The organism is uncultured Shimia sp., assembly GCF_913054185.1.
Lineage (GTDB): Bacteria > Pseudomonadota > Alphaproteobacteria > Rhodobacterales > Rhodobacteraceae > Shimia.
This window is the reverse complement of the sequence record NZ_CAJXIV010000114.1, coordinates 1-12,127: the sequence shown is the minus strand read 5'-3', so window position 1 is coordinate 12,127 and position 12,127 is coordinate 1. Positions and strand designations below refer to the sequence as shown.

Genomic DNA, 12,127 nt, shown 5'->3' with positions numbered 1-12,127 from the left:
GCTGATTTGCGGGCCCGTGGGTTGGACGCGGTGCCGCTTTTTGGCGTGGAGGCGGTGACACTGCCAGGTGCCATCGACGGTTTCTGCACCCTATCGGAAAAATTCGGCAAACTTGGTATCGCTGACAGTCTTGCGCCGGTGATCCACTATGCAGAAGACGGCATACCGGTGGGGCCACGGTCTGCTTTTGATTGGCAGCAAACCGAAAGCCATCTGCAAGGGCACGGCAGGCGTCATTACCTGCGTGACGGCAAGCCACTCAAACAAGGCGACATATTCCGTGCTCCCGGACAAGCCGAGGTCCTGCGCCGCGTGGCCGCGCAAGGTCGCGATGCCTTCTACACCGGTGAAGTCGCCGAAGATATGGTCAACACATTACGCGCTATGGGCGGCGTGCACACAATGGAAGACTTTGCCGCAACTGTTGGCAATGAAACCACGCCGATCAGCGGCACTTACAAGGGGGCGGAGCTGCTGGAGCATCCGCCCAACGGGCAGGGCGCAACCGCCATTTTGCTGCTAAACATTTTGAAGCATTTTGACCTCGCCTCGATGGATCCGTTTGGCGCGGAACGCACCCATATCGAGGCTGAGGCCGCCAAGCTGGCCTATGATGCGCGAGATCGTTTGATTGCCGATCCGGATCACACCACGCGCACCGCCCATATGTTGTCTCAGGCAACCGCGGACAAGCTGGCCGCCTTGATTGATCCAAAGCGCGCCATGGCGGCGCCCGCACCGCTGACCGAAGCGGTGCACAAAGACACGGTGTATCTGTCGGTGGTGGACAAAGACGGCATGGCGGTGTCGATGATCTATTCGGTCTTCCATGCGTTTGGTTCTGGCATTGCCTCGGACAAGTTTGGCATCTTGATGCAAAACCGCGGGGGTGGCTTTACCTTACAAGAAGGACATCCCAACGAAATGCAGGGTGGGAAACGGCCCATGCACACCATCATTCCCGGCATGGTCCGCCGTGAAGGGCGTGTGGAGATGCCCTTTGGTGTCATGGGTGGCCACTATCAGCCCAACGGTCACGCGCGGGTGCTGACCAATATGGAAGACTTTGGCATGGACCCGCAGACCGCGTTGGATGCGCCACGGTCTTTTGTCGAAGATGGGGCGCTGAAGGTCGAACGCGGCTATAGCGATGCCGTGAAACAGGAGTTGGCGGATTTGGGCCACAAGATTGTGGTGCCGGACATGCCCATCGGCGGCGCGCAGGCGATCCGCATTCACAAAAATGGCGTGCTTGAGGGTGCCTCAGATCCGCGCAAAGACGGCGCAGCCATAGGATACTGACACTATGCCCATTACACCAATCAAAGAGCTTGTTTCCGCCGCAAAGACGGAGATTGCCAGCCTTGACCAAGAAGAGGCCGAGGCCAAAGTTGCGGCAGGGGAGGCGTTGTTTGTCGACATCCGAGATCCGCGCGAACTGGCCCGGGAGGGGCGCATCGAGGGCGCCTTTCACGCTCCGCGGGGCATGTTGGAGTTCTGGATTGCTCCGGATAGCCCCTATCACAAGGAAGCACTGGCCACCGACAAAACCCTGATCCTGTTCTGCGCCAGCGCGTGGCGCTCTGCGCTTTCCGTAAAAGCCCTTCAGGATATGGGGGTGGACAACATCGCTGAGATGGAAGGTGGCTTTTCCAGCTGGAAAAAACGTGGCGCGCCGATCGTGACCGATTAAACATCAAAAAACGCCGGACCCTTGCCGCCCGGCGTTTTCCATCCGTTCTGGATGTGCGCTTAGTTCAGCGCGTAATGCAGTGGATAGGCGCCATCTTCAAACGGACCAAACATATCGTCCAAATCCGGGTGGCTCACCGGTTCGCCGGAATAGTCGGCAATCAGGTTCTGCTCAGAGACATAGGCCACGTAGTAGCTCTGATCGTTCTCCGCGAGCAGGTGGTAAAACGGCTGGTCCTTGATCGGACGGCTGTCTTCGGGAATGGCTTCGTACCACTCATCGGTGTTGGAGAACTCAGGATCGACATCAAAGACCACACCCCGGAACGGGTGCTTTCTGTGACGGACAACTTGACCGAGGTAATATTTTGCGCGTGTTTTTAGCATGTATTGCAGCCCCTACATCCCAAGGGTAGACGCTGCAAGGGGGCTTTGTCCAACTTTAGCCGAATTTTAGCAGGAAACAGTCTGTGAACATAATCTTAACAGTTCTGGAAATTGTTGCGCCGGTTTTTCTTGTCGCCGGGGTTGGTTTTGCTTGGGTGAAGGCTGGATTTGAATACCGCATTCAGTTTGTCACCCGCTTGGCGATGACGCTTGCGGTGCCGTGCCTGATCTTCACCGCGCTGATGAAAACCGAGGCCAATCTGGCAGATTTGGCCAAGCTGACACTGGCCGGGACCACAGCTTATGTTGTGGTCGGCGCGGTTGGGTGGGGGCTGTTGAAAGCAACTGGTCTGAGCCTGCGTACCTATCTTGCGCCGATTATTTTTGGCAACACCGGCAACCTTGGCATTCCGTTGGCGTTGTTTGCTTTTGGCCAGCCTGGCCTTGAAGCGGCCGTTGTGATGTTGGCGGTGTCCGCCATCCTTTCCTTCACCTGGGGCATCTGGATTGTTGCGGGTGAGGGCGCTTTTAGCAAAATGATCAAAGAGCCGATGATCTGGGCCACGCTGCTTGGAGCGCTTTTCCTCGTGATGGATTGGGAGACACCCAAGTTTCTCACCAACACGTTGGATTTGATTGGCCAAATGGCAATCCCAATGATGTTGCTTACTCTTGGGGTCGCGGTGGCGCGCCTGACACCGGGGCGGGTTGTGACTGCGATTTGGCTCTCGGTGGTGAAATTGCTGATTTGCGCGGCTATTGGCTGGGGCATTGGTCTGGTTTTTGGACTCACAGGCACATTGTTTGGTGTGCTGGTGTTGCAAATGGCGATGCCGGTGGCCGTGACCGCCTATCTTTTGGCAGAAAAATATGAGGCCGACAGCAACGCGGTCGCAGGATATGTGGTGGTTTCAACGCTGGTCTCTGTGATTGGCTTGCCGATTCTGCTGGCTTTGCTGCTCTAATTCCGGCTTTGTGATTTACCCTCTGTGGAAAAATCCGTTAAAGTGGCAAAAAAACAAAGAACGAGCGAGAGGCAAATGAGCAGAGTTCTCTTCGCGCTGATGGTTGTGCTTGTTGTCGCGTCCTGCGGCAAGAAGGATACCAGTGCGCCCCGCAACCTGGAAAACGCCTGTGCGATTCTGAAAGAGAAACCGCATTTTAGGCGGGCCTTTAGCTCCGCCAAGCGCAAATGGGGCGTGCCCGTACATGTGCAGATGGCGGTGCTCTATCAGGAGAGTAAGTTTATCGGCGATGCCCGCACCCCGCATAAATACGCGCTGGGCATCCTGCCTATGGGGCGTCAGAGCAGCGCCTACGGCTATGCGCAGGCGCTGGATGGCACGTGGGATCAATACCGTCGGGAAACCGGAAACCGCAGTGCAAAACGTGACAATGTCAAAGATGCCGCCGACTTTATGGGCTGGTACTTTAACGAATCCCGCGACCGCAACGGCGTGTCTCTGAGTGACGCGCGTGCTCAATACCTCAACTACCATGATGGGCACACCGGCTATGCCCGCGGAACTTACCGCAACAAAGCTTGGTTGCTGAAAGTGGCTGACGATGTGGCCAGTCGCTCCGCCAAATATCAATCCCAGCTCAGAAGCTGCTCACGGTTTCGGTGATTCCAACACCAGGATGTGATTGCTTTGTGAGGCGCTCCTAATTTGGAGCGCCTTTTGCGTCGATCGGGGGGCGAGGGTGTGGACCACGCGCCAGTTGCTGTGGCGAAATGGAGCTTGCAGACCTCGCGCAAAGGGAGAAAATCCGCACTTGACAATTCCGACTAAAATAATCAGAAATAGCCGCAGCAGCCACCCAACAGGGAAGCCAGAATATTGATACGGACCAACGGAGAGTCCCATGACCCTGCAAATGCAAGCTCCCGAAATGGCAAACGCGCTGCCCGTCCATGACGCCAACCAACTGACTGGCGACAACGGACTGGCCCATATTCGTCTGAACGACCAACTTTACACGCTGCGCATCACCCGCGCCGGCAAATTGATCCTGACAAAATGAACAGCGCCCACAACAGAGGGGCACAGCGCGTAGGTTTGCTCGACGATCTTGGCGATGTGGAGCGTCTTGCGGTGCGCTGGTTGCGGTCCTGGGACCGGGATCCGGTTGGGATAGCCCATCTGGAGTCCACTCTGACAGTAGGATTGGGCGTAGACCAAGCCCGTAACATCAAAGGTGTTTTTGAAGACCTGATGGAAGTCGGCCGCCAATATGGCCGCCGCGCGCTCTGTCGTCATGGCTGCCATTGTCGCTGCCTTGGTGCGGATGAGGCGGTGTTTGCCCATCTGATCGAAGCTGGCGCATGTGGCGAACAGGAAGATGCCGCGCTTTTGGCGTCGCTGGTTGTGCGCCCCGATATGGCCATGTGCTTTGCCGGCCTTGCAGCCGAATTTGGCATGGCTCTAAGCAAAGTGGCCCGCGCCGCACCTGCGCGCCCACAGGTTCCGACACAGGTTTCGGCCACAGTGCATTAATCACTGTGGCCAGACCGTGGCCGTACGTTCACTTTTTTCACATACAGATCACAGGTATGTTAGGCGGCGCGACGCGCATGCGGTTGCCTTCGCTGCGTGAAATGCCCACACTTCTCCTCAGACGCCGGGAGCAACCTGGCAGGTTTCAAGTACACCAAAGGAGAACCCAAAGTGTTTTCTGACACCCTTTCGTACCCCGACGCACAACAGCGCTCTTGGCGCATTGCTGGGCTGACGTTTTTAGCGATGCTGTTTGTCATGGCGCAAACGCTGATCGCCCAAGCCCGCCCGGACAGTTTTGCTGAGCTGGCTGAAGAGATCAGCCCGGCTGTTGTGAATATCACCACATCCACAGTGGTTGCCGGTCGCACCGGTGGCCCACAGGGCATTGTGCCCGAAGGCTCCCCCTTTGAGGATTTCTTCCGCGAGTTTCAGGATCGGCAAGGCAATGACGGCGACCAACCGCGCCGTACCTCCGCCTTGGGCTCCGGTTTTGTGATCTCCGCAGATGGGTTTGTGGTCACCAACAATCACGTGATTGAAGGCGCAGATGAGATCCTGATCGAGTTTTTTGAGGGGGGCGAGCTGCCCGCCAAAGTTATCGGCACGGACAAAAACACCGACATCGCGCTGTTGAAGGTCGAATCAGACGAGCCGCTGGATTTTGTAGCGTTTGGCAACAGCGACACCGCCCGTGTGGGCGACTGGGTTGTGGCGATGGGCAATCCATTGGGCCAAGGCTTCTCGGTCTCCGCCGGCATCGTGTCCCAGCGTGGCCGGTCTTTGTCCGGTGCTTATGACGACTACATCCAAACAGACGCCGCCATCAACCGCGGTAACTCTGGCGGTCCCCTGTTTAACATGGACGGCGATGTGATTGGCGTGAACACCGCGATCCTGTCGCCAAATGGCGGCTCCATTGGTATTGGCTTCTCCATGGCCTCTAACGTGGTCACCAAAGTGGTCGACCAGTTGAAAGAGTTTGGCGAAACCCGCCGCGGCTGGCTGGGTGTGCGTATTCAGGACGTGACAGAAGACATGGTTGATGCGGTTGATGGTCTCAAATCCGCCGCAGGGGCGATGGTCACCGACGTACCAGAGGGGCCTGCTCTCGAAGGCGGCGTGCTGTCCGGCGATGTGATTCTGAGTTTTGATGGTCAATCCGTGAAAGATGTGCGTGGTCTTGTGCGCACTGTTGGCAACACCAATGTCGGCAAAACCGTTGATATGGTGGTGTTGCGCGAAGGTGGTGAAGTGACGCTTCAGATCACGCTTGGTCGCCGCGAAGAGGCCGAAGGCGCGGTGCCTGCAAGTCAGTCAGCGCCTTCTCGTGAACCGGTGGAGAAAGAGATCCTTGGTCTGACCGTGACCGAGCTCACCGACGAGATGCGCGAAGAACTGGGTGTGTCTGAGGGCACCGATGGTCTAGTTGTGAGCAATGTGGATGAGCTGTCCAAAGCTTATGAAAAAGGCCTGCGGGCTGGGGATGTTCTGACCGAAGCAGGCCAGCAGAAGCTGACTTCCATCACGGATCTGGAAGATCGGATTGCGGAGGCCACAGAGGCGGGCCGTAAGTCGCTGCTGCTTCTGGTGCGCCGCGCTGGCGAACCCCGTTTTGTGGCGCTCAACATCGAAGAGTGACCAACGACACAAATGAAATAGAGTAGGGCGCCCCGTGTGGCGCCCTTTTTGTTGATTCGGTGAGGTTTTCGGAGCCTGTTAATGGCCCTCCAACCACTCCGGCAGGTGGGACAAGACATGTTTGCGAGCGCGGCTGCTGGCAAAACCGTTTGCGGCACCGTCTTCGACGATCAGGTGTACAAACACATACTGTGCCTCCTGATGCGTGAGCCAACCGACAAACCAGCCATGTTGTTCCTTCAGGCGTTTGAACTGCGCATCCACCGCCCATGCATTTCCGGTTTTGCCATTTAGCTTGTCGCCCGCAGATGTCGAAAACGATTGGCTGGTGGCAATGGTTAGATCCATGACGTGTTGCGAGTAGGGCAGCTCATGTGACACCAGCATCTGTAAAAAATCGACCTGCTGAGCTGGGGTTATCTTTAGTGAAGAGCTTAGCCAGGCATGTGTAAGCCCATCGTCTTTTCCGGGCGTGCCGCTCAGATCCTTGTTGCCGTAGTCCAACCTGTCCACATGGTGTTGAAAGGCGTCGGTCCCCAATTGTCGGGTGAGCCATTGTGAGTACCACACAACAGAGAACTGGAGCCAAGTGCGCGGTGTGGTGGTTTGCCGCCAACTCTTGAACGGCGCGTTTAGGTCCGGGTCATAGATGACCGCGGGCGTGTCAGAGGACTGCAGTAGTCCCTTTTCAAACCCAATCAGCGCTAGGGGAAGTTTAAAGGTGGAGGCTGGGGAGAATGTGGCATCGCAGAGGTTCCCTTGTTGAAAAACTGGGTCCTTGTCGCCGACCTTGTGAACCAGCGTACAGGCAATTTCTGCCTGTGCGGGCGTTGCGCTGGTCAACCACAATACAGAGAGCATTAACGGAGCAAGTTTGTGCCACATGGATGTGTCCTCAGCGGTTAAAGTGCGTTTGTATGCCTTATTCCTCGCGGGGTACGGCGACCAATCCAAGCCGTCGTGCGCTTTCCAAGGACAGGATCGCGCTGTCCAGCCCTTCGGCACTTTGGTAGCGGCGAATGGCGGCGCGGGTGCGGGCGTCTGGCTCTGCGGTGATGCTGCCATAAAACAGCCCGCGCACCTTCAGGGCACGCTGTAAGGAGGCGGTGAAGTCTTCGGTCCAAACCTCGGCACAGGGGGTCTCAAACCACAATTCCCGCCGTTCCTGCACAATCCGTTGCTGTGTCTCGGTGCGGAAAATGCCAGGGGCAATGACAGTACCGTCCGCCAGAACTTCAGCGGGCTGCACCATGATCTGCTCACTGACAGTTTCCACAACCGCCGGTGTCACATGACGCCCCCAACAGCTGCCAGGCCGCGCATTGGGGGGCGCGCCTGCGTCTTCCGCGCGCAAAATTTCCGGCTCATTGAAGGCCGCGAGATAGGGCGCGGAGGCAATTTGTTCTTCGCAACCCGACAGGCTCCCCAGCGCCAAAAGCGCCGTGGCGGCAAGTACCGATCGTGCGGCAAAATCTGCGGGCATGCTCGCGCCTCATGTGTTTTGCCCTGTCATACCGCGTTTTGCGCCGCAGCGAAACTCGTCATGTATCCGAGGGGGCTGGCGGTGTGACCAAACTGTCCAACAGGGGGGAGAGGTCCTCGACACGCTCGGCAATCACATGGGTGACATTGTTCTCTCGCTGAATGCGCCCCGTCACCCGCAACAGACGCCCGGCAATCACCGCCCGGCGGAAATGCTCATACAGGCTGCGCCAGACAATGATGTTTATCACGCCGGTCTCATCCTCCAACGTCAGGAAGATCACCCCTTTGGCAGTGCCGGGTCGTTGGCGCAGAATCACGAGACCCGCCACAGCGATACGTGCCCCGTTGGGCGGTTCCGTCAATCGGTTGGCGGTCAGAGCTGCTGGTGGGCGCGGCCAATCCCCATGCCGGGGGTGGCCACGTCGCGGCGATATTGGGTTGGATGTGACAATCTGCATGAGAACAAATATAGAACATTTGTAATTTGTCGCAAGGGGAAGGGCTGCTGGTCGCAAATGGGGGTGGAAGAGGTGCAAGCCCTGACCTAACTAGGAATGCGAACAGTTTCTCAAAGGAGCCAGACATGGCCAAAATCACCTATGTCGAGCACAACGGTACCGAGCATGTTGTCGAGGTTGCCAGCGGCTTGACCGTTATGGAAGGCGCACGCGACAACAACGTCCCCGGCATCGAAGCCGATTGTGGTGGCGCCTGTGCTTGTTCCACCTGTCACGTCTATATCGACCCAGCTTGGGTGGAAAAGATCCCGGCCAAAGACGACATGGAAGAAGACATGCTCGATTTTGCGTATGAGCCCAACCCGGCCACCTCGCGCCTGACCTGCCAGATCAAGGTCACAGATGCGCTGGACGGTCTGGTTGTAAAACTGCCAGAAAAGCAAATCTGATGATTATGGCGCGGCGTTTCCTGTCACAGACGCTACGCCGTTTCGCCCGCCGCGCCACGCTTGCGGTGAGCTTGGGGCTGCTGGCGGCCCCTGTGATGGCGGAGATCACCTCCGCCCGCTACACGGATGAAACGACCCGGTATGCCCATGGGGTGCTTGGAGATGCCATTGAATACGGCACGCTTGAACTGACCCTAAAGGATGGCAAGCGTCTCGCACTTACGCTTCCCCAAGACCGTGTCTTTGAAGACATCGCACCGCGTCTGATGGATATGGACGGCGACGGTGCGCCGGAAGTGATTGTCGTTGAAAGCAGCCAAACCGGCGGTGCACGCCTCTCAATCTACGACGAGAATGGCCTCCGCGCAGCCACACCCCACATCGGCCAACGCAACCGCTGGCTCGCGCCCATCGGGGCTGCCGATCTAGATGGCGACGGCTTTATCGAAGTGGCCTATATCGACCGGCCACACCTGGCCAAGACCCTGCGCGTCTGGCGGTTCCAAAAAGGCAAACTCACTGAAGTCGCCAGCCTCAAAGGCCTCACCAACCACCGCATTGGCGAAGATTTTATCTCCGGCGGCATTCGCAACTGCGGCCAAGGCCCAGAGATGATCACGGTCAACGCCAGCTGGTCTCAGGTCATGGCCATACGGTTTGATGGCCAAACTCTGTCGCCGCGCCCGCTTGGGCCATTCAAAAGCCAGTCGTCCTTGCGCGCCGCGCTGGACTGCAAAGCGCCCTAGGCGTCTCATTCCTGAAATATCCCGGGGGAGTATGGCTGCAAGCCAAGGGGGGGCTGGCCCCTCTCACCGTTACCGTACGGTCCCATCACTGGCCGAGTAAATATGCCGTGTGCCAATGGCCCCCAGCGACTGAAACAGGCTTGCGGTGTTGGACACCCCAAACTTCTTCAGCAACTTGCCACGATGCACCTCCACCGTGCGATTGCTCATCTCCAGCTTGATGGCAATTTCTTTGCTGGTCAGCCCTTCGGCCAACAGCGAGAACACTTCCCGCTCGCGTCGTGTCAGCGGATGATAGGGGCGAGAGCCGGAAATATCAGCAAAGCTCCACACCGCGCGCTGTAGCGGGTCTTCCGGTGTAAACGTATGCCCGCGCACGCGGCACCAGAACATCTCGCCGCCGCGCCGCATCATCACGCGCTCGTCCCAATAGAAATTTCCCTCGCGCAGCTCTTGCACGCCACGATTGCGGATGTTGGTGAATTCTTCTTGGGTTGGGTAGAGGATGGCAAAAGTGCTGTCTTTGAGCGCCGCGCGTTCATAGCGGAACATATCTGCAAAGGTGGCGTTGCAATCGCGGATCACACGGTTTTCAGTCACCACAATGCCCACCGGCGCAAAGCTGAACGCCAGTTCCACAAAATCGCCCGTGGCGTAGGCCTCTTCCACCGAAATGGTCATGTCATCTCCCCCAGTTCAAGCGGAGAATAGGGCGCTGCATGGGTGGGCGCAACGCCCGCAGAACTACGTATTAAAGCGCGCGCCAGCCGATGTCGCGGCGATAAAATCCACCTGGCCAGTCAATCGCATCGACCATGGCATAAGCCCGATCCCGCGCTTCCTGAAGGCTCGCGCCCCGTGCGGTCACGTTCAAAACCCGGCCACCAGAGGCGGTGATCTGCCCGTCTTTCGCGGTGGTGCCAGCGTGGAACACCATGTTCTTGCTGTCGCCTTCAAGGGCATCCAATCCGCCAATCACAGAGCCTTTCTCATAAGACCCCGGATAGCCATTGGCCGCCATCACCACGGTGATCGCGTGATCATCCGCCCAATTCACCTGCGTCTCATGCAGACGCTCTTCGGCTGCCGCATGCATCAGGTCCATCGCCTGCGCGCCCAGACGCATCATCAGCACCTGACATTCCGGATCGCCAAAGCGCACATTGTATTCCACTAGGCGCGGCTGCCCATCTTTGATCATCAAGCCGACGTACAGCACCCCCTGATACGGCGTGCCACGCTTGGCCATCTCATCAATGGTGGGCTGCACAATCTCATCCAGCGCCTTTTGTGCAATCTCGTCAGACAGCACGGGTGCTGGCGAGTAGGCGCCCATGCCGCCGGTGTTCGGACCCGTGTCACCTTCGCCTACACGCTTGTGGTCCTGCGCGGTGCCTACCGGCAGGGCAGTTTTGCCGTCACAGAGGATGAAGAACGACGCCTCTTCGCCTTCCATAAACTCTTCAACAACCACCTCGGCCCCTGCGCCACCAAAGGCACCGCCAAACATGTCATCCACCGCATCGAGCGCGGTTTGCAGGTCCATCGCCACAATCACGCCTTTGCCAGCCGCCAGACCATCGGCTTTCACAACAATCGGCGCGCCTTGTTCACGGATGTAGGCCTTGGCCGCTTCTGCGTCGGTGAAATGGCCATAGCCTGCGGTGGGCGCGTTGGCTGCGTCACAAATCTCTTTGGTGAAGCTCTTGGAGGCTTCCAACCGTGCGGCTGCTTTAGACGGACCAAACACCAGCACGCCAGCTTCGCGCAGACGATCCGCCACGCCGTTGGCCAGCGGCGCTTCCGGGCCAACAATCACAAAATCAATCGCATTGGCCGCCACAAAGGTCACAACCTCGCCGCCATCCTCAATGTCAAAGCTGGCGCATTCCGCGATCTGCGCGATGCCTGCGTTGCCCGGTGCCACAATCAGCTTGTCGCATTTTGGGTTCTGCATCACTGCCCATGCCAATGCATGTTCACGTCCACCGCTGCCGAGAATAAGAATGTTCATGTTGCCGCCTTCCGCTTGGCCTCCGCTTAGCGGCGTTCTAAGGTGGCTGGGCACAGGAAACAAGGGAACTGAGCAGCACACCCATGTCTGATCTGATCGACGACCCACGAGAGGGCGAAAACGCCCCGGAATTCAGCGTCACCGAACTCTCCGGTGCCATCAAACGCATGATCGAGGGCGAGTTCGCTCATGTGCGCATCAAAGGCGAGATTGGCCGCGTGTCGTTTCCGCGCTCGGGCCACATTTATCTCGATTTGAAAGATGATCGCTCAGTGATTGCCGGGGTGATGTGGAAGGGCGTGGCCGCACGGGTCTCCACCCGCCCCGAAGAGGGCATGGAAGTGGTCGCCACCGGGCGGCTCACCACTTTCCCGGGTCAATCCAAATACCAATTGGTGATCGAAGACCTGAAACCGGCTGGTGTTGGCGCGCTGATGGCGATGCTGGAAAAGCGCAAAGCCATGTTGCAGGCCGAAGGGCTTTTTGCGCAGGAGCTCAAAAAGCCGCTGCCGTATCTGCCGGAAATCATTGGTGTCGTGACCTCGCCCAGCGGGGCGGTGATCCGCGACATCCTACACCGCTTACGCGATCGTTTCCCGCGCAAAGTGCTGTTGTGGCCAGTGGCAGTGCAAGGCGAACAATGTGCCAAACAAGTGGCCAACGCCATCGATGGCTTTAACCAAATGACCCCCGGCGGCTCCATGCCGCGTCCCGATCTGATCATTGTGGCCCGAGGCGGGGGCAGCATCGAAGACCT

16 protein-coding genes are annotated in these 12,127 nt (G+C 58.0%); 10 read left to right on the top strand and 6 right to left on the bottom strand.

Translation table 11 applies throughout. The features are described from left to right. Together QZ517_RS17950 and QZ517_RS17945 are read left to right on the top strand one after the other, a co-directional pair. On the top strand, positions 1-1,302 hold a 1,302-nt coding region (locus QZ517_RS17950; protein WP_294229692.1), incomplete at its 5' end, for a gamma-glutamyltransferase family protein. Positions 1,303-1,306: 4 nt separating this feature from the next. Further along, complete coding sequence (locus QZ517_RS17945) at positions 1,307-1,693, top strand: rhodanese-like domain-containing protein (protein WP_294229689.1); 387 nt, start codon at positions 1,307-1,309, stop codon at positions 1,691-1,693. 59 nt (positions 1,694-1,752) lie between these two features. On the opposite strand, the gene hspQ is transcribed toward QZ517_RS17945, so the two are convergent. Further along, a complete protein-coding gene (hspQ, locus tag QZ517_RS17940) occupies positions 1,753-2,079 on the bottom strand; it encodes a heat shock protein HspQ (protein ID WP_164645364.1) in 327 nt (108 codons plus the stop codon). A gap of 83 nt (positions 2,080-2,162) precedes the next feature. Between hspQ and QZ517_RS17935 the strand changes: the two genes are divergently transcribed. The 5 genes from QZ517_RS17935 to QZ517_RS17915 all read left to right on the top strand — a co-directional run bounded on the left by QZ517_RS17935 (position 2,163) and on the right by QZ517_RS17915 (position 6,218). Then, on the top strand, positions 2,163-3,044 hold the full coding sequence (locus QZ517_RS17935) for an AEC family transporter (protein WP_294229686.1): 882 nt from the start codon (positions 2,163-2,165) through the stop codon (positions 3,042-3,044). Positions 3,045-3,119: 75 nt separating this feature from the next. Continuing rightward, complete coding sequence (locus QZ517_RS17930; protein ID WP_294229680.1) at positions 3,120-3,707, top strand: lytic transglycosylase; 588 nt, start codon at positions 3,120-3,122, stop codon at positions 3,705-3,707. A 238-nt stretch (positions 3,708-3,945) separates the two neighbouring features. Further along, positions 3,946-4,104 carry a hemin uptake protein HemP gene (locus QZ517_RS17925; RefSeq protein ID WP_168591412.1) on the top strand — a complete coding sequence of 53 codons (159 nt, stop codon included), beginning with the start codon at positions 3,946-3,948 and terminating at the stop codon, positions 4,102-4,104. Continuing rightward, on the top strand, positions 4,101-4,577 hold the full coding sequence (locus tag QZ517_RS17920; protein ID WP_294229675.1) for a hypothetical protein: 477 nt from the start codon (positions 4,101-4,103) through the stop codon (positions 4,575-4,577). The genes QZ517_RS17925 and QZ517_RS17920 overlap by 4 nt, the downstream gene beginning before the upstream one ends. 246 nt (positions 4,578-4,823) lie before the next feature. After that, complete coding sequence (locus QZ517_RS17915) at positions 4,824-6,218, top strand: Do family serine endopeptidase (protein WP_294229695.1); 1,395 nt, start codon at positions 4,824-4,826, stop codon at positions 6,216-6,218. A gap of 78 nt (positions 6,219-6,296) precedes the next feature. Here the strand turns inward: QZ517_RS17915 and QZ517_RS17910 are convergent, their stop codons facing one another. The 3 genes from QZ517_RS17910 to QZ517_RS17900 are packed head-to-tail and all read right to left on the bottom strand — an operon-like array spanning position 6,297 to position 8,161. Further along, positions 6,297-7,103, bottom strand: a complete 807-nt coding sequence (locus tag QZ517_RS17910; RefSeq protein ID WP_294229670.1) for a penicillin-binding transpeptidase domain-containing protein — start codon at positions 7,101-7,103, stop codon at positions 6,297-6,299. Positions 7,104-7,140: 37 nt separating this feature from the next. Further along, positions 7,141-7,701: a peptidoglycan-binding domain-containing protein gene (locus QZ517_RS17905; RefSeq protein ID WP_294229667.1), complete on the bottom strand. Its 561-nt coding sequence runs from the start codon at positions 7,699-7,701 to the stop codon at positions 7,141-7,143. Between the two features lie 58 nt (positions 7,702-7,759). After that, a complete protein-coding gene (locus QZ517_RS17900; RefSeq protein ID WP_294229665.1) occupies positions 7,760-8,161 on the bottom strand; it encodes an OB-fold nucleic acid binding domain-containing protein in 402 nt (133 codons plus the stop codon). 125 nt (positions 8,162-8,286) lie between these two features. Between QZ517_RS17900 and QZ517_RS17895 the strand changes: the two genes are divergently transcribed. Beyond that, entirely contained in the window at positions 8,287-8,610 is a 324-nt protein-coding gene (locus QZ517_RS17895) for a 2Fe-2S iron-sulfur cluster-binding protein (protein WP_294229662.1), read from the top strand. Then, positions 8,610-9,356, top strand: coding sequence for a VCBS repeat-containing protein (locus QZ517_RS17890; protein WP_294229658.1), 747 nt, complete (start codon positions 8,610-8,612; stop codon positions 9,354-9,356). The genes QZ517_RS17895 and QZ517_RS17890 overlap by 1 nt, the downstream gene beginning before the upstream one ends. A 69-nt stretch (positions 9,357-9,425) precedes the next feature. On the opposite strand, the gene QZ517_RS17885 is transcribed toward QZ517_RS17890, so the two are convergent. Both QZ517_RS17885 and purD read right to left on the bottom strand, forming a co-directional pair. Continuing rightward, positions 9,426-10,037 (bottom strand): LuxR C-terminal-related transcriptional regulator, encoded by a 612-nt coding sequence (locus QZ517_RS17885; RefSeq protein ID WP_294229655.1) that lies wholly within the window; start codon positions 10,035-10,037, stop codon positions 9,426-9,428. A gap of 70 nt (positions 10,038-10,107) precedes the next feature. Continuing rightward, the gene (gene purD, locus QZ517_RS17880; RefSeq protein WP_294229653.1) at positions 10,108-11,370 is read right to left on the bottom strand and encodes a phosphoribosylamine--glycine ligase; all 1,263 of its coding nucleotides are present in this window, start codon (positions 11,368-11,370) and stop codon (positions 10,108-10,110) included. Positions 11,371-11,453: 83 nt separating this feature from the next. On the opposite strand from purD, the gene xseA reads away from it, so the two are divergent. Then, positions 11,454-12,127, top strand: a 674-nt coding sequence (xseA, locus tag QZ517_RS17875; protein WP_294229649.1) for an exodeoxyribonuclease VII large subunit, incomplete at its 3' end; no start/stop codon positions are given.